Annotated in this window: 18 protein-coding genes; 10 read left to right on the top strand and 8 right to left on the bottom strand. The window is 68.5% G+C overall.

Annotation, left to right across the window (positions count from 1 at the left end; genetic code table 11):
• Positions 1-938: penicillin acylase family protein (locus tag QMX79_RS13180; protein ID WP_282247148.1), on the top strand; the 938-nt coding region annotated here is incomplete at its 5' end.
• Positions 939-956: 18 nt separating this feature from the next.
• Here the strand turns inward: QMX79_RS13180 and QMX79_RS13175 are convergent.
• Both QMX79_RS13175 and asnB read right to left on the bottom strand, forming a co-directional pair.
• Positions 957-2,345: a cation:proton antiporter gene (locus tag QMX79_RS13175; protein ID WP_282247147.1), complete on the bottom strand. Its 1,389-nt coding sequence runs from the start codon at positions 2,343-2,345 to the stop codon at positions 957-959.
• 100 nt (positions 2,346-2,445) lie between these two features.
• Positions 2,446-4,137: an asparagine synthase B gene (asnB, locus tag QMX79_RS13170; protein WP_282247146.1), complete on the bottom strand. Its 1,692-nt coding sequence runs from the start codon at positions 4,135-4,137 to the stop codon at positions 2,446-2,448.
• 330 nt (positions 4,138-4,467) lie between these two features.
• Here asnB and QMX79_RS13165 point away from each other — a divergent pair, with 330 nt between their 5' ends.
• Both QMX79_RS13165 and QMX79_RS13160 read left to right on the top strand, forming a co-directional pair.
• Positions 4,468-5,340 (top strand): tetratricopeptide repeat protein, encoded by an 873-nt coding sequence (locus QMX79_RS13165; RefSeq protein WP_282247145.1) that lies wholly within the window; start codon positions 4,468-4,470, stop codon positions 5,338-5,340.
• A gap of 72 nt (positions 5,341-5,412) precedes the next feature.
• Positions 5,413-6,096, top strand: a complete 684-nt coding sequence (locus QMX79_RS13160; protein ID WP_282247144.1) for a pentapeptide repeat-containing protein — start codon at positions 5,413-5,415, stop codon at positions 6,094-6,096.
• Between the two features lie 127 nt (positions 6,097-6,223).
• Here QMX79_RS13160 and dapE read toward each other — a convergent pair whose 3' ends face one another.
• The 6 genes from dapE to map form a co-directional block, all read right to left on the bottom strand.
• Positions 6,224-7,351, bottom strand: coding sequence for a succinyl-diaminopimelate desuccinylase (dapE, locus tag QMX79_RS13155; protein ID WP_282247143.1), 1,128 nt, complete (start codon positions 7,349-7,351; stop codon positions 6,224-6,226).
• The gene (locus QMX79_RS13150) at positions 7,348-7,710 is read right to left on the bottom strand and encodes an arsenate reductase (RefSeq protein WP_282247142.1); all 363 of its coding nucleotides are present in this window, start codon (positions 7,708-7,710) and stop codon (positions 7,348-7,350) included. Before QMX79_RS13150 ends, dapE begins: the two co-directional genes overlap by 4 nt.
• An 83-nt stretch (positions 7,711-7,793) precedes the next feature.
• Entirely contained in the window at positions 7,794-9,485 is a 1,692-nt protein-coding gene (locus QMX79_RS13145; RefSeq protein WP_282247141.1) for a hypothetical protein, read from the bottom strand.
• Between the two features lie 75 nt (positions 9,486-9,560).
• Entirely contained in the window at positions 9,561-10,613 is a 1,053-nt protein-coding gene (gene dapD / locus QMX79_RS13140; RefSeq protein ID WP_068850514.1) for a 2,3,4,5-tetrahydropyridine-2,6-dicarboxylate N-succinyltransferase, read from the bottom strand.
• Positions 10,613-13,252, bottom strand: a complete 2,640-nt coding sequence (locus QMX79_RS13135; RefSeq protein ID WP_282247140.1) for a [protein-PII] uridylyltransferase — start codon at positions 13,250-13,252, stop codon at positions 10,613-10,615. The genes dapD and QMX79_RS13135 overlap by 1 nt, the downstream gene beginning before the upstream one ends.
• 2 nt (positions 13,253-13,254) lie before the next feature.
• Complete coding sequence (gene map, locus QMX79_RS13130; protein ID WP_282247139.1) at positions 13,255-14,028, bottom strand: type I methionyl aminopeptidase; 774 nt, start codon at positions 14,026-14,028, stop codon at positions 13,255-13,257.
• A 260-nt stretch (positions 14,029-14,288) separates the two neighbouring features.
• Between map and QMX79_RS13125 the strand changes: the two genes are divergently transcribed.
• The 7 genes from QMX79_RS13125 to rpsB all read left to right on the top strand — a co-directional run bounded on the left by QMX79_RS13125 (position 14,289) and on the right by rpsB (position 21,051).
• Positions 14,289-14,822, top strand: coding sequence for a spore coat U domain-containing protein (locus QMX79_RS13125; RefSeq protein WP_282247138.1), 534 nt, complete (start codon positions 14,289-14,291; stop codon positions 14,820-14,822).
• Between the two features lie 7 nt (positions 14,823-14,829).
• A complete protein-coding gene (locus tag QMX79_RS13120; protein WP_282247137.1) occupies positions 14,830-15,585 on the top strand; it encodes a molecular chaperone in 756 nt (251 codons plus the stop codon).
• A gap of 46 nt (positions 15,586-15,631) precedes the next feature.
• Positions 15,632-17,965, top strand: coding sequence for a fimbria/pilus outer membrane usher protein (locus QMX79_RS13115; protein ID WP_282247150.1), 2,334 nt, complete (start codon positions 15,632-15,634; stop codon positions 17,963-17,965).
• On the top strand, positions 17,962-19,002 hold the full coding sequence (locus QMX79_RS13110; protein WP_336618868.1) for a spore coat U domain-containing protein: 1,041 nt from the start codon (positions 17,962-17,964) through the stop codon (positions 19,000-19,002). Before QMX79_RS13115 ends, QMX79_RS13110 begins: the two co-directional genes overlap by 4 nt.
• Positions 19,003-19,066: 64 nt before the next feature.
• On the top strand, positions 19,067-19,336 hold the full coding sequence (locus QMX79_RS13105) for a hypothetical protein (RefSeq protein ID WP_282247136.1): 270 nt from the start codon (positions 19,067-19,069) through the stop codon (positions 19,334-19,336).
• The gene (locus QMX79_RS13100; protein WP_282247135.1) at positions 19,315-20,031 is read left to right on the top strand and encodes a fimbria/pilus periplasmic chaperone; all 717 of its coding nucleotides are present in this window, start codon (positions 19,315-19,317) and stop codon (positions 20,029-20,031) included. Before QMX79_RS13105 ends, QMX79_RS13100 begins: the two co-directional genes overlap by 22 nt.
• 213 nt (positions 20,032-20,244) lie before the next feature.
• On the top strand, positions 20,245-21,051 hold the full coding sequence (gene rpsB / locus QMX79_RS13095) for a 30S ribosomal protein S2 (RefSeq protein ID WP_214901093.1): 807 nt from the start codon (positions 20,245-20,247) through the stop codon (positions 21,049-21,051).
• Positions 21,052-21,072 lie beyond the last annotated feature (21 nt).

The raw sequence follows: 21,072 nt of genomic DNA, 5'->3' as shown, positions 1-21,072 counted from the left end.
ACCAGCCACCGGCCCTGGTGGACCCACCCGCCCAGCGGTTGTGGACCGCGAACGGCCGCGTGCTGGATGGCGCCGACCTGGCGGGGGCCGGCAACGCCGGCTACGACCTGGGGGCGCGCGGGCGGCAGATCCGCGACGACCTCAACGCAAAGCAGCGTTTCAGCGAGCGCGACCTGCTGGCGATCCAGCTGGACGATCGCGCGGTGTTCCTCGAACGCTGGTGGACCCTGCTGCGGCAGGTGGTCGAATACAGCGACGACCCGGCATTGAAGCGTCTTGAGGCGGCCAGCCGGCAGTGGGAAGGCCACGCATCGGCCGATGCGGTGAGCTACCGGATCGCACGCGGCTTCCGCAGCAAGGTGCAGGACATCATGACCACCGCGCTGCTTGCGCCGGCCAAGGAAACCCTGGGCGAAAACTACCTGGAGCCCAGGCTGTCGCAGATCGAGGGCGTGCTGTGGCCACTGGTGACCGAGCAGCCCGCGCATCTCCTGCCGACACCGTACCCGAACTGGAACGCGCTGCTGGCCGATGCGGCGCGGCAGGCGGAAACCGAGCTGGCCGAAAAGGGGCCGGACCTGTCCCAGCGCACCTGGGGTGAACGCAACACGGCGGCCATCTGCCATCCCATCAGCCGCGCCCTGCCCGCCTTCGCCCGGCCGTGGCTGTGCATGCCGGCCGATGCGCTGCCCGGCGACAGCAACCTGCCGCGCGTGCAGGGCCCGTCGTTTGGCGCCTCACAACGCATGGTGGTATCGCCCGGACACGAAGCCGACGGCATCATCCACATGCCCGGCGGCCAGAGCGGCCATCCGCTGTCGCCGTTCTGGGGCGCGGGCCATGAGGATTGGGTGCACGGCAGGCCGTCGTCGTTCCTGCCCGGCAAGGCGAAGTACACCCTGCTGCTGGAACCCGACGCTGCCGGCCATCACCGGTAGCGCCGGGCCCTGCCCGGCTTACGCCTTCCGGCGTTCCATCCAGCTCAACAACGGACCGGTCATGGCGGTGGTCACCAGCGCCATGATCACCAGCACCGCGAACAGGCGGTCGCCGAGGAAGCCCAGCTCGTACCCCAGGTTGAGCACGATCAGCTCCATCAGGCCGCGGGTGTTCATCAGGGCACCCAGTTTCCAGGCCTCGTGGTTGTCCATGCCCGCGCTGCGCGCCGCGCTCCAGGTGCCGAACAGCTTGCCCAGCGTGGCCACCGCGATCACCACCGCGCACAGCAGCAGGTCGCTGCCCTGCAGCGCATCGGCGCGCATGCGCAGGCCGGTCATGGCGAAGAACAACGGCAGCAGCAGGGTCACCGCGAACGGCTCGACCCGGGCGATCAACAACCCGCGCAGCTGCGCATTCGACGAGACGGCGACGCCGGCCGCGAACGCACCGAACAGCGCATGGATGCCCAGTACTTCGGTGACCAGTGCGCTGCCCAGCGACAGCAGCAGCATGCCCAGCAGCCAGCGGCCTTCGCTGCCCGGCTGGATGACCTGGCGCGAGAACCACGGCTTGACCACGCCCAGCATCAACGCGATGAACACCACCACGCACAGCAGGCTGAGGCTGGCCGGCACCCAGCCGGTGGCCTGGGCGGCGGCCACGATCAGGGCCAGCAGGCACCATGCGGTGGCATCGCCGAGTGCCGCGCAGGCAATGGCGGTCTGCCCCAGCGGGGTGTGGGTGATGCCGCGGTCCGCCAGGATTCGCAGCAGCACCGGGAACGCGGTGATGCTCAGCGAAATGCCCACGAACAGCGCGAAGGCGGTGAAGCCCACGCCCTGCGGGCCGTGTTCGGGGTACAGCCAGATCGCCAGCAGCACGCCCAGCACGAACGGCACGGCAATGCCGGCATGGCTGACGGTAAAGGCGAAACGGCGGCGGCCGCGCAGCCCGCCCAGGTCGAGTTCGGCACCGGCCACCAGCAGGAACATCAGCACGCCCAGCTGGCTGAGCATGCCCAACGGACCGAGCGAGCTGGCCGGGAACAGCGCGCCGTGCAGCCCCGGCAGCAGGCTGCCGAGCACCAGCGGGCCCATCATCAGGCCGGCGGCCATCTCGCCGATCACCGCCGGCTGGCCCAGCCGCTTCAGCAGCGCACCCGCGCCCTTGGCGACCACCAGCAGCACCAGCAGCTGCAGCAGGAACAGGCCCAGCGGCGAGGCCAGGTGGTGGGCCCAGTCGCTGCCCACCACCGGTTCGGCCTTGGCGGCCACCGCCGGCAGCTCGGGTCCGGCGTAACGCGCCAGCGCCAGGCCGATCACCAGCGGAATCCCGGCCCAGGCCAGGTAGTGCCAACCCCACTTCATCCGCGGCACGCTGCCTCCGGTCTGTACGTCCATGAACATTCCCCAATGTTGGAAAGGGAATGATAGCGGCAGGGATCGGCCCACGTAGCGCCTGCAGCGTTCATGAGGGCCGACCAACGGTCGGCGCTACCCGCCTTGGCTACGCCAAGGCTTGCTCATGTACACCGGCAACGGCGCGGCCGGAGGGGTCGGCCATGCTGGCGAAACTGGCGTCCCAGGCGATGGCCGCCGGCGAGGAACAGGCGATCGACTTGCCGCCGGGCACGGTCTCGGCCGCGGCCTGGCTCGGGAAGTACTGCTCGAACACGTGGCGGTAGTAATAGGCCTCCTTGGTCTGCGGCGGGTTGTGCACGAAGCGCTTGTCCGCCGCGGCCATCACCCGGTCGCTGATCTGCGCTTCGGCATGCGCCTTCAGCCCATCGATCCAGCCATAGCCCACCCCATCACTGAACTGCTCTTTCTGCCGCCACAGGATCGACTCCGGCAGGTAGCCTTCGAACGCTTCGCGCAGTACTGCCTTCTCGATCCGGCGCGCGCCACCGGCACCCTGCCCGACCATCTTGTGCTTGGCATCGATGCGCATCGCCACGTCGAGGAATTCGCGGTCCAGGAACGGTACGCGCGGCTCCACGCCCCAGGCCATCATCGACTTGTTGGCGCGCAGGCAGTCGTAGTTGTTGAGCGCATCCAGCTTGCGCACCAGCTCTTCGTGGAATTCACGGGCGTTGGGGGCTTTGTGGAAGTACAGGTAGCCGCCGAAGATCTCGTCGCTGCCCTCGCCCGAGAGCACCATCTTCACCCCCATCGCCTTGATCCGGCGCGCCAGCAGGAACATCGGGGTGGAGGCGCGGATGGTGGTGACATCGTAGGTTTCCACGTGGCGGATCACGTCGGGCAGCGCATCGAGCCCTTCTTCGAAGGTGTATTCGAAGCCGTGGTGGACGGTGCCGAGTGCTTCGGCGGCGATGGCGGCGGCGGCCAGGTCGGGCGAGCCCTTCAGGCCGATGGCGAACGAATGCAGGCGCGGCCACCAGGCCTCGCTCTGGTCGCCGTCTTCGATGCGGTGGCGCGCATAGCGTGCGGCCACGGCAGCGACCAGCGACGAATCGAGGCCACCGGAGAGCAGCACGCCATAGGGTACGTCGGTCATCAGCTGGCGGTGCACGGCGCGCTCGAACGCTTCACGCAGTGCGACGCGATCCGCTTCGACGCCTTCCACCGCGTCGTAGTCGCGCCACGGGCGCTCGTAGTAGCGGGTGAGCGTGTCGGTGGCGCTGTCGTACCAGTGCCCGGGCGGGAACTGCGCGGCGTCGGCGCAGGTGTCCACCAGCGATTTCAGTTCGGAAGCCACCAGCAGGCGGCCGTCCTTGTCATGGCCCCAGTACAGCGGCACCACCCCGATCGGATCGCGCGCGATCAGCACGCGCTTCTGGGTCCGGTCCCACAGCGCGAACGCGAAAATGCCGTTGAGGCGGTTCAGGTACGAGGCCGGGGTGTCCTGCTGGTACAGCGCGTTGATCACCTCGCAGTCCGAGCCGGTCTGGAAGGCGTATGGCTGGGTCAGTTCGGCCTTGAGTTCGCGGTGGTTGTAGATCTCGCCGTTGACCGCCAGGGCCAGGCTGCCGTCGTCGGACAGCAGCGGCTGCGAGCCGCCGGCCGGGTCGACGATGGCCAGCCGCTCATGGACCAGGATGGCGCCGTCGTCGACGTACACGCCGCTCCAGTCCGGGCCGCGATGGCGCTGGCGCTGCGACAGGTCCAGCGCGTGGCGGCGCAGCGCGGTGAGGTCATCGCCGGCCTGCAGGCCGAACATTCCAAAGATCGAACACATGGGAACAGCTCCTGATGATGGGGGAATACACGTAATGGCTGCATTCGACCGGCCAGAAAACAAAAAAACCCGCATCGGCCGATGCGGGTTTTCTGGGGTCCGGGCGTATGTTGCTTGTTCTAGCCCTGGTCGCAGTCCCGCGTTGGCCGCGCACGATTATTCGCGCGCAGATTATTGCGGTTGTTGGTGTTGACGGCGGTGGCCAGGAGCGTTGACATGGATCGACCGTACCGCCGTTTTGGCCGTGGCGCAACTGTTGCGGGCGCAACCGATTCAGCCCCCGACGTGCCCGCTCCCGGATAATCCACGCCTGCCTCCTGGAACTCACGGATGAATCCCCTTCGTTTCCGCCTGTCGCTTTCCGCGCTGGCGCTGCTGGCCCTGGCCGCCTGCACCACCGCCCCCAACCGCCCCACCAGCGATGCCGAAGTGAAGTGGCTCACCGCCGCCGAGCGCGGCGACCTCGAGGGCATGCTGGAGCTGTCCGAGCTCTATGAACGCTGGAACGACCGCCGGGCGCTGGACTGGTATGAGCGCGCTGCGGCCGCCACGCCCTGGACTTTCCGCAACACCATTGCAGAAAAAGCGCTGGGGCGGATCTGGGCCAGCGGCGCGATGTACACCGGCCGACGCCCTGAAGACACGCCGCCCCCGGTGCTGCGCGCGTCGCCGCGCAAGGCCGAACGCTGGTATCTCGCCGCCGCCAACCACGGCAGTCCCGACGCGATGCTGTCGCTTGCCAAATTCGAACGCGAACGTGGCCACGCGGCCGCAGCACTGCGCTGGGACCTGCGCGCCACGGTGTACCAGCGTTACTCGACGAGCAGTTCAGGCCTGCCCGCCGCGATCGCACCACAGGCCGGTGCACTGCACCCGCTGGTGGTCGACATCCAGCGGCGCGCTGCGCGCGGCGATGCGGAGGCCCAGGTGGACCTGGGCGCGCTCTACGAGCGAGGCATGGGCCTGGGCCTCGAGCGCGATCCTGCAGTGGCGCTGCAGTGGTACCGCAAGGCCGCCCTGCAGGGCAACGTGTTCGGGCAGTATTTCACCGGCCTGATCCTGGGCCGCGCGCCGCCCGGGGTGCCGCGCGATGAGGACGCGGCCGCAGGGTGGTTTGCCAAGGCCGAGGCGCAGAAGTTCTTCCTTGCCGGTGAATCGTATTGGCGCAAGGGCATCCAACCGGCGTTCTGGACCTTTGATTGAACGAGGCTGTACACACTCGCCGCGCACCTTCAAGTCTGCCGGCGGGCACGTGCTTCGCCCAGAATGGACGCCATGAGTACCGCCACGTTCCGCAATGAAATCCTCTCCCGTGCCGGCATGCAGGCCATCGTCGCCGCGCATCCGCGTGCAGCCGTGTTCGAGGACTGCAGCTTCGACAATGCCGATTTCTCGCGGCTGGACATGGACGGCTTCCAGTTCATCCGCTGCTCGGTGGCCGGAACGTCATGGCTGGCCGCCTCGCTGGAGGAAAGCCGATGGGACAAATGCCGGGGCGGCCAGTGCGATTTCAGCTCCGCGCTGCTCAGCGACGCGGTGTTCTCGCACTGCGATCTGAACAACAGCCACTGGCGCCGCGCCACGCTGTCATCGGTACGCTTCGAGGACTGCAAGTTGACCGGCGCGCACCTGCAGGAGGTGACCGGCTGGGCGTTGGAGTTCCGCGATTGCCTGCTGGTCAGCGCGGACCTGCGCGGGTTGTCGTTCCGCAAGGCCACGCTGCAGGGGATGGATTTCTCCGATGCGGAGCTGTCCGGCTGCGACTTCCGCGATGCCGTATTCGAAGGCGGCAGCCTGCGCAATGCGCACACCCGGCTGACCCGGTTCGAGGGCGCGGACCTGCGGGGCACCGACATCAGCGGCTTGAACGTAATGGATGCCAAGCACTTCAAGAAGACGGTGATTTCGCAGCGGCAGGCGGCGGCCGCGTTGGCCGCGTTCGGGTTGATCGTGGCCTGAAGCAGAGGACCGACCAACGGTCGGCCCCTACCGGGCGCGGTGCGAATCGGCCTGCGGGCGGGAACCGACGGTTGGTCGGTTCACATGCACCGGTAGGAACCGACCGTTGGTCGGTTCTCGCGGTGCGTCAGGCCAACAACCGCTCGACCAGGCGCTGGTACAGCGCCGGCAATGCTTCGAGGTCGGCGACCGACACATTCTCATTCACCTGGTGGATGCTGGCGTTGACCGGGCCCACTTCGATGCACTGCGCGCCCAGCGGTGCGATGAAGCGCGCGTCCGAGGTGCCACCGCCGGTGCTCTCTTCCGGCGCAGCGCCGGCGAACTCGCCCAGCACCTCGCGTGCCACCCGGCGCAGCGTGCCTTCCGGGGTGTAGAACGGTTCGCCGCTGCGGTGCCACTTCAGCCGGTACTCCAGCCCGTGGCGGTCCAGCAGCGCGGTGATCTCCTGCTCCAGTTTCGGCGCGTTCCAGAGCGGGTTGTAGCGCAGGTTGAACAGCACCTGGAGCTCACCGGGAATCACGTTGTTGGCACCGGTGCCGGCGTGGATGTTGGACACCTGCAGGCTGGTCGGCGGGAAGCTCTCAAACCCATCGTCCCAGTGCCGCGCGGTCAACTCGGCCAGCGCCGCTGCGGCCAGGTGGATCGGGTTGCGTGCCTTGTGCGGGTACGCCACGTGGCCCTGCACGCCCTGCACGGTCAGCGTGCCCGACAGGCTGCCGCGCCGGCCGACCCGCAGCAGGTCGCCGAGCACGGTGGTGGACGACGGCTCGCCGGTGATGCACCAGTCGATCGCCTGGCCGCGCTCGCGGAAGATGTCCGCAACCCGGCGCACGCCGTCGATGGCATCGCCTTCTTCATCGCTGGTCAGCAGCACCGCCAACGTACCTGGGTGGTTCGGATGGCCGGCCACGAACTGTTCGGCCGCCACCACGAAGGCCGCCACGCTGCCCTTCATGTCCGCCGCGCCGCGCCCGTACAGCACGCCATCGCGGATCTGCGGATCGAACGGATCGCTGGTCCACGCGTCGACCGGCCCACTCGGCACCACGTCGGTATGGCCCAGCAGCACCAGCACCGGGGCGCCCTGCCCGTGCGTGGCCCACAGGTTGTCGACCCCGCCCAGGCGCAGGTGTTCGCAGGCAAACCCGGCACGCTGCAGGCGCGCGGCCAGCAGCGCCTGGCAGCCGGCGTCTTCGGGGGTCACCGAGGGACGTGCGATCAGGTCGCAGGTCAGTGCAACGACGTCGTTCACGCGCCCACCCCGAACCGCTGCTTGAAGCCGTTGTCCGAGAAGCCCTGGGTCATCACGCCATCCGCCGTGACCACCACCGGGCGCTTGATCAGCTGCGGGTACTCGCGCAGCAGCAGCTTCCATTCGGCATCGGAGGCGGCGGCCTTGCGGTTCTCGGGCAGCTGCCGCCAGGTGGTCGAGGAACGGTTCACCAGCGCGGGGAAGCCACCGGCCTGCGCCGCCCAGTCAACCAGGGTTTCCGGGCTGGGCTTGTGCTCGCGGTAGTCGACGAACGTGTAGGCCACCTGGAAACGGTCGAGCCACTTGGTGGCCTTCTTGCAGGTGTCGCAGTTCTTGAGGCCGTAAAGGGTGGTGGTCATTGCCGGCAGATACTCGTGCGGGGGTTCAACGGGATTGCGTCAATCGCGAGTATAGCGTCGCGTCGGGAGCGCACGCCTGCCGCTCACCCATCGGCGTCCTGGCCATTGAGCACGCGCAGCAATGACCGCTGCCATGACGACAATCCTGAATCGAACGGCACCTCTGTTCCCATGATGGGCCTGCCATCGGCGCCGACGACCAAGGCCAGTTGCGACGACAAGAAGCCGCGCATGCTCTGCAGCTGCCACGCATACTGCGGTGCGTCGAATGGGTCGGCGGCGTACAGCCGCATGCACACACTGTCCATGTCCAGCAGCATCTGCACCCGCTGCGGGTCGTTCAACGTGGTACGGCCCGCCTCGATCGAGATGATCAGCGCGTTGGTAGCGGATATGGCCTCCTCGCGGTCGAAGCGATCGCCATGTTCGCCCAGCCGGAGCAGTTCGCCGGCCGCCTGGCTGAAGCGCCCGAGCTCGGCAGGCGGCTCAAAGGGGGCGATATCCACCGCCAGCGGACGGGGCGCCGGGGCGGGTGTGAGCGCGGGAAAATCCGGGACGCCGGGTACCTCGCGCGAAGGCTGGATTCCGTGGCGCACCACGGCAGCGAAGTTCCGGCCATCGTGCGGGTTGTCCGCCAGTGGGCCACGTTCGGCTTCCTGCAGTGCGAAGCGGTCCTTCATCCACTGCGGCTTCTGGTTCAGCCACTGGCCGTAGTAGTAGGCGCTGTAGGCCATGTTGTCGCGCGGGTGTTTGACCGGGGTGAAGCCGCGATAGGTGGTGTCGCGCTGATCCCAGATACCACGTGAGAGGCGCCGCGCCTCTTCGATGACCGGCTTCAGGGCACGCGCCGCGTTGAGCTGCAGCGTCTCGGCATGCAACAGCCGCCCGCGCTTCTGGCCCAGCGCGCCCAGCTGGCGCAGGTATTGCACGCCGTACTTGGCCAGCAGGGCCAGGGTGCGGCTTTCCCACGCCACCAGCAGATCCGGCTGTACCGCCAGCAGCTCAGGCATCACCTGCAACAGGGTGTCGGCCGCCGGCCGCGGCAATGCGCCGGTGCTGCGGCGGGACAGCTGGTATTCGGACGCACGCAGTGCACTGACCAGCCCGAACGCAAGCGTCGCGCCATTGATCGCGTGTACGGGGTGCTGACGCAGCAACGCCTCGAAGATCGGTACCAGATGGTTGATGATCGTCTGGCAGCAACCCTGCTGCAGCGCTGCGTGATTCATCAGCTCGCCGAGGTGGAACATGATCACACTGGCGTTTTCCATCGTGAACTGTTTCCGCGAGGCGACCACCCTGGTGCAGGCTTGGGCTGCCGCCGAAAGCCGGCGTTCGTCCAGGACCAGCGCACCACGCTGGTCCACCAGTTTGCACAGGATGTTGAGCGCCTTCCCCAGGTAGATGTTCGAGGCGCGCTGCTCGTGCTCCGCATCACCATGCACGATGCTGCCGGCCATGACCTGGCCGAGCTTTTCCAGATCCGCGTTTGCCGTGGACAGATCACCGTACTTGACGATCTTCTGGTACAGCGCCGAGACGATGTAGTCGGCTTCCGTGAGGCGCGTGGAGTGCTCCCCTACCGGCACATGCGGCATGCCGATGTATCCCGACGCATTGAAGATGTCGCTGGGGATGGGGCTAACGCCAGATGCACTGCCGGCTGACGCAACGACGAGCGGCATCGGCAGCAGCCCATGCGCCGCGTGCCGGATCACCGGCACCGCGTTGATTACGTTTTCCAAGACGAGCCCTCTGCCAGAAAGCGGCAGCATAGGCAGGAAGCAGCCGCAGCGCGCGAGGCGGATGCGTCACGGGGCATCGAGCGATGCCCCGTCTGCGTCATCGGCTCAGTCGGCCAGGCCGCGCAGCAGCTCGTTGACGCTGGTCTTGCTGCGGGTCTTGGCATCGACCTGCTTGACGATCACCGCGCAGTACAGCGAGTGCGAACCGTCCTTGGACGGCAGCTGGCCGGACACCACCACGCTGTACGGCGGCACCGAGCCGTAGCTGATCTCGCCGGTGGCGCGGTTGTACACGCGGGTGCTCTGGCCGAGGAACACACCCATGCCGATCACGCTGTGGTGGCCGACCACGAAGCCTTCCACCACTTCCGAACGTGCACCGATGAAGCAATGGTCTTCAATGATGGTCGGGCTGGCCTGCAGCGGCTCCAGCACGCCACCGATGCCGGCGCCGCCGGACAGGTGGCAGTGCTTGCCGATCTGCGCGCACGAGCCCACCGTGGCCCAGGTATCCACCATGGTGCCTTCGCCGACGTAGGCGCCGATGTTGGTGAAGCTGGGCATCAGCACCACGTCCTTGCCGAAGTAGCTGCCGCGGCGCGCGATCGCACCGGGCACCACGCGTACGCCGGCACGGCGGAACTTCGCTTCATCGAAGCCGGCGAAGCGCGATTCCACCTTGTCCCAGAACGGCGCCGGGCGCGCATCCACCACCGCCATGTCGTTGACGCGGAAGTACAGCAGCACCGCCTTCTTCAGCCACTCGTTGACCTTCCAGCCACCGTGGCCATCGGGCTCGGCCACGCGGAATTCACCGGTTTCCAGCCCATCGATGACGCGGCCGACAAGCGGCTTGGTCGAGCCTTCGATTTCATGCAGGGTCAGCGTGGCGCGGCGCTCGAAGGCGCTCTCAATGCCGAACTTGAGTTCTTCCACGCCCGGGGTAGCCGGCTTGCGCAGCGACTTGCGCGCGATGTTCTCGGCGCGCTTGGCCGCCGTTTCGGCCGCGCTGCTGGCCGCGGTCTTCTTCACCGGCGCCTTCTTCACGGCCGGCGCGGCTTTCTTCGCGGCGGTCTTCTTCACGGCCGGCGCAGCGGCAACGGTCTTCTTGGCCGCCGCGGTCTTGGCGGCAGTCTTCTTGGCAGGCTTGGTGGCCATCAGTGGGGGTCTCCGGCGTTTCGATCAGGGTCCAGGCAGCGCAGCATGGCGTCATGCAGCTGCTGCCGGGCGGTTTCGGTCAGGGGGCGGTCGTGCTCATCGCTGATCACGAACATGTCTTCGGCGCGTTCGCCGAAGGTGGCAATGCGCGCGTCGTGCACGCGCAGGCCCTGGTTGCGCAGTACGAAGGCGACATCGGCCAGCAGCCCGGGGCGGTCGGGCGCGACCAGGCTGAAGCGGGTGCCGCCGGTATCGTTGTCGTTGGCATCGCGGAATTCGATGCGCGGGGCGAAGCGGAAATGCCGCAGCTGGCGCGGCACTACCCGCCGCGAGGGGCGCAGGCGCGACAGATCGCCGGCCAGCGCCTCGCGCAGCGCCGCTTCCAGGCGTGGCGCATCGCCATCGGCGAAGCTGTCGGCCGGGGTCACTTCGAACGTATCGAAAATGGTGTCGACCGGGCCATCCAGCACGCGTGCCCGGTGGATGCCGTAGCCCTTGCGGTCCAGGGTCATCACGATCGCCGCGAACAGGCCATCGCGGTCGGGCGAATGCACGAACACTTCCAGCGCATCATCGTCGGCGGTGATCCGGCGCACCTTCACCAGGGTCTGGCCCTGCTTGACCGGCACCAGCGCGGCCGCCTGCCAGGCCAGTTGTTCCGGACGCAGGCGGATGAAACTCTCATCCGGCATCACGGTGAACTGGCGGTCGATGGTGGCGTCGTCGTAGCCGCGCTCGCGCACCAGCGCGCGCACGCTCTCGCGCGCCTCCTGCACGCGCTCGGCGGCCGGCATCTGGTTTTCCAGGCCATCGCGCAGCGCGCGGCGCGCGGCGAAGTACAGGTCGGCCAGCAGGCGATCCTTCCACGCGTTCCACAGCTTCGGGCTGGTTCCGGCGATGTCGGCGCAGGTCAGCAGGTACAGGTAATCGAGGCGGTCGCGGCTGGCCACCAGCGTGGCGAAGCGGTGGATCACGTCCGGGTCGGAGATGTCCTGCTTCTGCGCGGTCACCGACATGCGCAGGTGCTGCTCCACCAGCCAGGCCACCAGCTCGGTATCGGAACTGCTCAGCGCGTGCGCCTGGCAGAACGCCCGCGCATCGACCGCGCCGAGCTCGGAATGATCACCGCCGCGGCCCTTGGCGATGTCATGGAACAGCCCGGCCAGCAGCAACAGTTCCGGCTTGCGCAGGCGCGGCCAGACTTCATGGGCAATGGAGAAGCGCTCGTCGGCGCGGCTGCTGGCGAACAGTCCGATGTTCCGCAGCACCATCAGCGTGTGCTGGTCGACGGTGTACACATGGAACAGGTCGAACTGCATGCGCCCGGACACCTGCGCGAAAGCAGGAATCCACTGCCCCAGCACGCCCAGGCGGGCCATGCGCGCCAGCGTATCCACCGCGCGCGGGCTGCGCAGCAGGGTCATGAACTGTTCGCGCGCGGCAGCGCTGGCCTCGGTGTACGCCGGCAGCTCGGCCAGCGCTTCGGCCAGTGCCCGCGCGGTGAGCGAATGCAGGCCGCGCACATCGGGGTTGTAGGCCCAGCTGGAAAACAGCGCGAATACCTGTTCGATATCGCCCTGCGGCCACTGGGGGTCGTTGGCGGCCAGGTAGCCGCGACGCAGCGAGAAGCCCACGCTGACCGGTTCGGGTACGGCCTCGCCATCGAACTGCTCCTCGAAGCGCTGCAGCAGGCGGTCGCTGATCCGCCGCACCACGGTGGCGCTGCGGTAGAAGCCCTGCATCATCTTCTCGACCGCCAGGCTCTCCACGTCATCGGCAAAGCCGAGCCGCGCCGCCAGGGTCTTCTGGTAATCGAAGCGCAGGCGCTCTTCCGGGCGGTTGGCCACCAGGTGCAGGCCGAACCGCAGCTGCGCCAGCGCGCAGCGCTCACGGCGCAATGCAGCGGCTTCATCGGGGCCCAGGTGTCCCAGCCCGACCAGCGCCTCCAGTTCGCGCACGCCAAAGGCACGCAGGGCCATCCAGCCCAGCGTGTTGAGATCGCGCAACCCGCCCGGTCCATCCTTGATGTCCGGTTCCAGGTTGTCGGCGGTGTCGCCAAAGCGCTGGTGGCGGGCCAGCAGTTCCTCGCGCTTGGCCAGGAAGAATTCGCGCGGCGGCCACAGGCCCTCGCTGTTGACGGCCTGCTTCAGCGCCTGTCGTGCCGCCTCGTCCGCTACCAGCGGGCGCGATTCGATCAAGGCGGTGAGCACGGTCTGGTCGGCGCTGGCCTGCACGCATTCCTGCGCCGAGCGCACCGCGTGGCTGACCGGCAGGCCGCAGTCCCACAGCAGGGCAAACAGCCGGGCCAACGCCGCTTCATGCCGGCGCTGCGCCTCGGGCGCGCCGAACACCAGCAGGTCGATGTCCGAGCGCGGGAACAGTTCACCGCGCCCGTAGCCGCCCACGGCAAACAGGGCCAGCCCGGCATCGGCCGGCACACAGCGCTGCCAGGCCAGCCGGATCAGGTGGTCGGCGGCGCGGGCGCGCAGCGCCAGCAGCCGCTCGATGTTGTCATTCTGGTCGAAGCGCCGGTACAGGCGCGCGTCGGCCTGCTGCAGGGTCTGGCGAGCCTCTGCCGCCCACTCGGGGTCGGCGACGGCGTCGGCCGGCGCGTCCAGGGTCGGGCTCGCCGGCAACATGCTCAGACCTGCGATTCGCCGGGCGAGAGGGTCAGCACGTCCACGCCGGTCTCGGTGACCGCGATCATGTGCTCCCACTGCGCCGACAGCTTGCGGTCCTTGGTGACCACGGTCCAGCCATCGGGAAGCACCTTGTTGTAGCGGGTGCCCTCGTTGATCATCGGTTCGATGGTGAAGGTCATGCCCGGCTGCAGCACCAGCCCCTGGCCCGGACGCCCGTAGTGCACCACCTGGGGCTCGTCGTGGTAGACCTTGCCGATGCCGTGCCCGCAGTACTCGCGGACCACGCTGAAGCGCTCGCCTTCGGCCAGCGACTGGATCGCGTGGCCGATGTCGCCCAGCGTCGCGCCCGGCTTCACCGCGCGGATACCGGCCCACATCGCCGCGTAGGTGGTGTCGACCAGGCGCTTGGCCATCGTCGACGGCGTGCCGGCGTAGTACATGCGGCTGGTATCGCCGTGCCAGCCGTCCTTGATCACGGTGACATCAATGTTGACGATGTCGCCGTCCTTGAGGACCTTGGCTTCGCTCGGGATGCCGTGGCAGATGACGTTGTTGACCGACGTGCAGACCGTCTTCGGGAAGCCACGGTAGCCGACGTTGGCCGGCGTGGCCTTCTGCACGTTGATGATGTGGTCGTGGCAGATGCGGTCCAGCTCTTCGGTTGTCACGCCCGGCTTGACGTACGGGGTGACGATGTCGAGCACTTCGCTGGCCAGGTGGCCGGCGACGCGCATCAGTTCGATTTCCTCGGGGGTTTTCAGATTCACGCTCATGGCGCCCATTATCGCCGATCCGGGGCCATTCTGAACGGGAAGGGCTGGAACGCTGACAGCCCACGTTCGGGTCGAAGCCCCCACAGCGGCAGGGCATTGGCGGGCTGGAAACGGAAAAACTGTGAAAACCGGCCAGTTTTCCTCACATCTCCCCTACAACACCGCTTTTATAACGGGGTCAGCGTCGCCCCTGACGCCCTCCCCCTGCAGTACGCCGGCATCGATTCGTTCATCCAGGACCCCCGTCCAAGGAGAAAACCATGCGATTCCTTCGCGCCCCGCGTCCCCTGCTGTTCAGCCTTGGCCTGGTGGCCCTGGCCTCGCCCGCCATGGCGGCCGACACCACCACCTTCAACGTGCGCATCATCATCACCAAGGCCTGCACGATCACGGCTGCCGCCGCGACCGATGTCGATTTCGGCACGGCGCTGTCCACGGCAACCACCCCGTCCAACGCCCAGGGCTCGGTCACCGCGCAGTGCTCGGCGCTGACGCCCTACACCATCGCGCTGAATGCCGGCTCCAACGCCGGGACCGCCAATGACGTCACCACCCGGCGCATGCGCAACACCGATGCGGCGGTGACCACCAACAACTTCGTCGGTTACCAGCTGTATTCCGACGCTGGCCGGGCCACGGTCTGGGGCGCCACCACCGGCACCAACACGGTGGCCGGCACCGGTAACGGCCTGGCCCAGGCGTACCCGATCTACGGCCAGGTGGCCAATCCCAGCGTGAACAACGCCGCCACCGGTACTTACCAGGACACGGTCACCGCCACCATCTCCTACTGAGGCCGCCATGTCAGCACTCGAACGGGGGCGCGCACCGCGCTCCACGGCGGTCTTCTGCGCCTGTGCATTGCTGGCGCTTCTGGGGGTGGGACAGGCACGCGCTGCGAGCCTGCAGGTGGCACCGACCTCGCTGCAGCTCAGCGCGCGCCAGAACGCCGAAGCGCTGTGGGTGAGCAACAGCGGGTCGGCGCCGGTGAGCGTGCAGGCGCGCGTGTTCCGCTGGAGCCAGCGCGACGGCCGCGACCAGCTCGACCCCACCACCGACCTGGTGGTCAGCCCCCCCATGCAGTCGCTCGCGGCCGGGCAGCAGCAGCTGATCCGTGTCGTGCGCGCCCAGCCGGAACCGCCTGACGCACAGCTGTCGTACCGGGTCATCGTCGACGAGGTGCCCACGCTGGACCCCAACCGCCAGGGCATGCAGTTCGTGCTGCGCTACTCGCTTCCGGTGTTCATCCAGCCCGCCGGCAGCGCTGCAGGCAAGCCCGAGCTGCAGAGCAGCGTGCTTACCCAGCCCGATGGCAAGGTGATGCTGGAAGTGCACAACCGGGGCGATGGCTATGCGCAGCTGGCCGACCTGGCAGTGGGCCCGCTGGACCGCCCGCAGGTCTTCCAGCCCGGCCTGATCGGCTACGTGCTCAGCGGCCAGACCATGCGCTGGCCGCTCGACATTCCCGCGACGCGTCTGGCCGGGGCCACGCTATCGGCGAAGATCAATGGCGGCGCGCAAGCCACGCCCCTGTCCCCGACGCCACCGGCTCGCTGAGGCCTGCGTGCGCGTCGCCCTGGCTGCCGGCGCGGTCTCGTCTGGAATGCCGGGTGCATCGGCATGGGCGGCCGAACTGCCTGCCGCCAGCGCCGAACTGGGTGCCGCCGATGATGTGATGCTGCCGGCCCCGACGCCCTTCACCGCACCGCAGACGCTGTACCTGGACGTCACCCTCAACGGCAGTCCGCGCGGCCTGCTGCCGTTCACCGAGCTGGCAGGCCAGTTGCGCGCCGACCCGCCCGTGCTGCGCCAGCTCGGCTTTGCCGCGCCCGACGGCGCGCCCGTCGCCCTGGACCAGCTCAGCGGCCTGGTGATGCGCTACGACGCCTCCCTGCAGACCTTGGCGCTGGAAATCCCGCTGGAACAGCTCAACCTGCCGGTTACCGAAGTGGGGGCCCCCACGCAGAGCACCCCGACGGCCAGCGCCTCGCCAGGTGCCCTGCTCAACTACGACGTGTATGCCAGCCACAACCAGGACGCCGGCAACCTGGCGCTCACCACCGAATGGCGGGTGTTCGGCATGGGCCGCGGCGTGCTGCGCAGCAGCCAGCTGCTGCGCACCTACCAGGATGGGCGCAGCGACTGGCGCGGCGAAAGCGTGCGCCTGGACAGTGCGTGGCAGCTGGATTTTCCCGACAACGCGCTGACCCTGACCGTCGGTGACTTCTTCAGCGGCTTCGTCGACTGGAGCCGCCCGGTGCGGATGGGCGGCATCCAGGTCGGCCGCAACTACGGCCTGCAGCCCTACCGCGTGCTCACCCCCACCCCCAGCTTCCTGGGCGAGGCCGTGGTGCCGTCCAACGTCGAGCTGTATGTCGACGGCCTGCGCCAATACAACGGCGAGGTACCGGTGGGGCCGTTCCAGCTCGCCGCGCAGCCGGGTATCAGCGGCACCGGCAATGCGCAGGTGGTGATCACCGACGCCTACGGCCGCATGCAGACCCTGGATTTCGCTTTCTATGGCACGCAGCAGCTGCTGGCCGAAGGCCTCTCGGACTGGTCGGCCGGCGTAGGCCGGATGCGCCGCGATTACGGCATCCGCTCGTTCGCCTACGACAGTGCCACGGTGGGCAGCGCCACCTGGCGGCGCGGGGTCAGCAACCGGTTCACCGCCGAACTGCACGCCGAAGGCGGGGGCGGCGTGGCCAGTGCCGGCGCCGGCGGCTGGTGGCAGCTGGGCCAGGCCGGCGTGGTCAACGCGTCCTACGCGCACAGCCGCCGCGACGGGCTGCAGGGCGGCCAGTGGGCGCTGGGGTACAGCTGGAACAACCGGGTATTCAACCTCAACGCCGCCACCCGCCGCACCCATGGCGACTTCCAGGACCTGGGCAGCCTGCAGGGGGCGCTGCCGCCGGACGTGACCGACCAGGTCACCGCCGGCGCCAGCCTGGGCCGGCTTGGCTCGCTCAGCGCCAGCTACCTGCGCCTGTCCTACCCCGATGGCGACGACCGCCGCTACGCCAGCGTGTTCTGGAACCGCACGTTCTCCGAACGCTGGTCGGCCTACGCCTCGTTCAACCAGAACCTGGACGACAACGCCGACCGCAGCGTGTACCTGTCCCTGTCGGCCAGCCTGGGCAACAACCGCCAGAGCAACCTGGCCGCCCAGCGCAATGGCGACCGCAACCTGTACACGGTGGATGTGTCCCAGCCGGTGCCCGGCGATGGCAGCCAGGGCGGTTACGGCTGGCGGGTGCAGGCCCGGCAGGGCGATGACGGCACCGGGGGACTGGTCGAGGCCGGCTGGTTGAACCGGGTGGGCCGGTACTCGCTGGGCGCGGCACGCCAGGGCGATGCCAACTTCGCCTATGCCAATGCCAGCGGCAGCGTGGTCTGGATGGGCGGGCACCTGTTCGCCGCACGCGAGGTGCCCGACGCGTTTGCCGTGGTCTCCACCAATGGCGTGGGCGGCGTACCGGTCCGACTGGAGAACCGCGTGATCGGCGTGACCGACGACAACGGCATGCTGCTGGTCACGCCCCTGCTGTCCTGGCAGCGCAACCGGATTTCGATCGACACCCTGGAACTGCCGGCGGACATGCGCGCCGACCGCGTGGACACGCTGGTGACACCGCAACAGAGCGCCGGGCTGGGGGTGAGTTTCGGGCTGCGCCGCACCCGCGCCATCACCCTTGTCCTGCACGACGCGCAGGATCAGCCCCTGAAGGCCGGCAGCCAGGTGCGCCTGCCCGACCAGCGCAGCGCCACGGTGGGCTACGACGGCGAGGTCTACCTGGAAGACCTGCCGGCACAGGCACTGCTGCAGGTGGACACCGATGATGGGCGCTGCGAAGTGCGCGTGCCGGTCAGCACGGCGCCGGGCAGTGCCGCGCTGCGGCTGGGGCCGCTGCGCTGCGTGGCCGGAGCCGGGCCATGAGCATGCGCCTGCTGCTGGGCGGGGTGCTGGTGCTGGCCGGTCTGCTGGGCGCCGGCGTGGCCCGGGCCGACACCACCTGCACCACCACCACCCCGGTCACGGCGGCCTTCGGCAACGTCGGCAACGCGGCCGCCGCGCCCAGTTTCACCACCACCACGTTCACCATCACCTGCAACACCACCGCCTTGAGCCTGCTGGCAACGGCATCGGTGCGCGCCTGCATCGGCATCGGCGTGGGCACCACCGGCGTGGCGATTTCACCACTGCGGCGGATGACCAACACCACCGCCGATCCGCTCAGCTTCCAGCTGTTCACCAGCGCCGCGTACAGCTCCATCTGGGGGCTGACCCCGGGCACTACCCCCGGCCCGCAGGTGGTGGACCTGAATTACTCGGTGCCGCTGCTCACCGGCGGCAGCGGCGCGGTCACCGTGACCATCTACGGCCGCATCCCGGCCAGCCAGACGCTGGCCGCGGGAAGTTACAGCACGTCATTCACTGGTGCCGACGTACGCCTGGAATATGCCTACAACGAGGTACTGCTGGGCACGGCCACCGCACCGGCCGCCTGTACCACGGCCAGCGGCGTCAGCGGGCACAAGACCGCCACCGGCGGCTTCCCCTTCACCGTCACCGCCACCGTGCTGCCGCAGTGCAGCGCCTATGTCACCACCGACATGGACTTCGGCAGCAGTGCCGGCACGATCACCGCCAACATCGACCGCACCTCCACCATCGGCCTGACCTGCCTCAACCGCACCGCTTACACGATCGCACTGGACAACGGTCTGTATGCCAACGGCACCGTGCGGCGAATGCGGCACACCACCAATCCAGCCTGGTTCATTCCCTATGGGCTGTACCGCGAAAGCACCCGCACCCAGCGCTGGGGCAGCACCGCCAACGTGGACCTTGTCTCGGGCACGGGGACCGGCAGCGCCCAGACCCTGACCGTGTACGGGCGTGCACCACCCACGGTCGGCGCGGTGGCCGCCGGCAGCTACAGCGACCAGATCAAGGTGACGATCACCTACTGAGTCGCACCCCTCAAGACCGCCAGCGCCGGGCCGATATCCCAACGACCCCTCGCTGCCGATCCGGATGAACCGACGCCGCCGCGCCCGCCTCGCCACCTGCGTGGCGCTGACCACCCTGCTGTCCGCCACCCAGGCGGTCAGTGCGCCCCTGCAGGTCCGCCTGCGGATCGCGGACGCATGCGCACTGGACGCAGATGCCGCGCGTGACCGCTGTGGCAGTACCCACCGGCGCAGCGACGACGAGATCCCGGCCCCGCCCCAGGTGCAGCAACTGACCCCGGCGGGCGAAGACGACGACGACGCGCGCCGGCCATGGCTCACCCTGACCTTCTGATCCGCGCCTGCCTGCTGCTGGCACTGCTGGCACCCACCGCCGCGCAGGCGCTGGAGGTCTCGCCGCTGCGGATCGCGCTGCGCCCGGAGCAGCGCGACAGCGAACTGTGGCTGCACAACGAGACGGCGCAGCCGTGGTCGGGGCAGGCCCGGCTGTATCGGTGGGAACAGAGCGTCGACGCCGAACGCTTGACCCCGGCACAGGACGTGGTGGTGAGCCCGACCCGCCTGGCGCTGGCACCGAACGCCCGGCAGCGGGTACGGGTGGTCCGGATCGGCGCCGCCCCCACCGCTGAACAGGGCTACCGGCTGGTGCTCCGGGCCGGCCCCGGCAGCCCGCCGCTGCAGGTGTCCCTGCCGGTGTTCGTGGCCGGGCCGCAGCCCCGCCCCGCGCCGGCCCTGTCGACAGACCTTCGCGACGCCGCCGGCCACGCCATGCTGGTGCTTTACAATGGCGGCACCGGCCACGCGCGGCTGGTGGACCTGACTTTCATCGGCCCAGACGGACGCGCCACGCTGCTGCTTCCGGATCTGGCCGGCTACGTCCTGGCCGGCAGCACCCGCCTCTGGGCCCTGCCCGGCCCTGCCGCAGGCTACGCCGGCGGCCGTTTCCGGGCCCGGATCGGCGACGCGGAGCCCGGCGACCTCCCGGCCGGGGCGCCGCCAATTGCGCCGCCGCCCTTGCCCGGGCTATAATCGACCGGATTTCTTCGCGCCCTGTGCGCAGGAAACCCGTCAACACCGGACGTCACCGGTGAATCCACACCTGCCGCCCATATCCGTGCCGGGGTGCTCCGCGAGGAGTTCGGACACGGAAGCGACAGGGAAGCCAAACCCCGGAACCACCCGCCTTGCGGCGGACCGCCCTCTATTACCCGTGGCGGCCGGTTCCCTATCAGGAGTATTGCAATGCCCCAGGTCACCATGCGTCAGATGCTGGAAGCCGGCGTCCATTTCGGCCACCAGACCCGTTACTGGAACCCCAAGATGGGCCAGTACATCTTCGGCGCCCGCGGCAAGATCCACATCATCAACCTGGAAAAGACCGTTCCGCTCTTCAATGACGCGATGAACTTCATTTCCAGCATCGCGCAGAAGCGCGGCACCATCCTGTTCCTGGGCACCAAGCGCAGCGCCCGCGAGTCGATCCGCGAAGAAGCCGAGCGTTGCGGCATGCCGTTCATGAACCAGCGTTGGCTGGGCGGCACCCTGACCAACTTCCGTACCGTGAAGCAGTCGGTTGCCCGCCTGAAGGAACTGGAAGCCGGTGAAACCGACGGCACCTTCGACAAGCTGGTCAAGCACGAAGTGCTGGGCCTGCGTCGTGAGCGCGACAAGCTGGAAGCCTCGCTGGGCGGCATCAAGGACATGAACCGCCTGCCGGACGCGATCTTCGTCATCGACATCGGCCACGAAGACATCGCCATCAAGGAAGCCAAGAAGCTCGGCATCCCGGTGATCGCTGTCGTCGACACCAACTACAACCCGGAACTGGTCGATTACGCGATCCCGGGCAACGACGACGCCATCCGTGCCGTGCAGCTGTACGCCCGCGCCGCTGCCGACGCCGTGCTGGAAGGCAAGGCTGCTGCTCCGCACGCTGCCACCGTCCGTGAAGAAGAGTTCGCCGAAGCCCCGGCTGCCGAAGAAGCCAAGCCGGCCCGCCGCGCTCCGGCCAAGAAGGCTGCTGCCGACAAGGGCGAAGCCCAGGCCTGATCCAGGCCCGCGGTGGGCGCC

Origin of the sequence: Stenotrophomonas sp. PS02300, from assembly GCF_029959395.1 — a bacterium.
In the GTDB taxonomy this organism is placed as follows: domain Bacteria; phylum Pseudomonadota; class Gammaproteobacteria; order Xanthomonadales; family Xanthomonadaceae; genus Stenotrophomonas; species Stenotrophomonas maltophilia_AD.
This window is presented reverse-complemented; position numbering and strand designations above follow the sequence as displayed.

What these genes read in the sequence shown, in the direction of transcription:
- QMX79_RS13175 (WP_282247147.1), bottom strand. Translation starts at nt 2,345, where the DNA reads ATGTTCATGGACGTACAGACCGGAGGCAGCGTGCCGCGGATGAAGTGG.
- asnB (WP_282247146.1), bottom strand. Translation starts at nt 4,137, where the DNA reads ATGTGTTCGATCTTTGGAATGTTCGGCCTGCAGGCCGGCGATGACCTC.
- QMX79_RS13165 (WP_282247145.1), top strand. Translation starts at nt 4,468, where the DNA reads ATGAATCCCCTTCGTTTCCGCCTGTCGCTTTCCGCGCTGGCGCTGCTG.
- QMX79_RS13160 (WP_282247144.1), top strand. Translation starts at nt 5,413, where the DNA reads ATGAGTACCGCCACGTTCCGCAATGAAATCCTCTCCCGTGCCGGCATG.
- QMX79_RS13150 (WP_282247142.1), bottom strand. Translation starts at nt 7,710, where the DNA reads ATGACCACCACCCTTTACGGCCTCAAGAACTGCGACACCTGCAAGAAG.
- QMX79_RS13145 (WP_282247141.1), bottom strand. Translation starts at nt 9,485, where the DNA reads ATGCTGCCGCTTTCTGGCAGAGGGCTCGTCTTGGAAAACGTAATCAAC.
- dapD (WP_068850514.1), bottom strand. Translation starts at nt 10,613, where the DNA reads ATGGCCACCAAGCCTGCCAAGAAGACTGCCGCCAAGACCGCGGCGGCC.
- QMX79_RS13135 (WP_282247140.1), bottom strand. Translation starts at nt 13,252, where the DNA reads ATGTTGCCGGCGAGCCCGACCCTGGACGCGCCGGCCGACGCCGTCGCC.
- map (WP_282247139.1), bottom strand. Translation starts at nt 14,028, where the DNA reads ATGAGCGTGAATCTGAAAACCCCCGAGGAAATCGAACTGATGCGCGTC.
- QMX79_RS13125 (WP_282247138.1), top strand. Translation starts at nt 14,289, where the DNA reads ATGCGATTCCTTCGCGCCCCGCGTCCCCTGCTGTTCAGCCTTGGCCTG.
- QMX79_RS13120 (WP_282247137.1), top strand. Translation starts at nt 14,830, where the DNA reads ATGTCAGCACTCGAACGGGGGCGCGCACCGCGCTCCACGGCGGTCTTC.
- QMX79_RS13115 (WP_282247150.1), top strand. Translation starts at nt 15,632, where the DNA reads ATGCCGGGTGCATCGGCATGGGCGGCCGAACTGCCTGCCGCCAGCGCC.
- QMX79_RS13110 (WP_336618868.1), top strand. Translation starts at nt 17,962, where the DNA reads ATGAGCATGCGCCTGCTGCTGGGCGGGGTGCTGGTGCTGGCCGGTCTG.
- QMX79_RS13105 (WP_282247136.1), top strand. Translation starts at nt 19,067, where the DNA reads ATGAACCGACGCCGCCGCGCCCGCCTCGCCACCTGCGTGGCGCTGACC.
- QMX79_RS13100 (WP_282247135.1), top strand. Translation starts at nt 19,315, where the DNA reads ATGGCTCACCCTGACCTTCTGATCCGCGCCTGCCTGCTGCTGGCACTG.
- rpsB (WP_214901093.1), top strand. Translation starts at nt 20,245, where the DNA reads ATGCCCCAGGTCACCATGCGTCAGATGCTGGAAGCCGGCGTCCATTTC.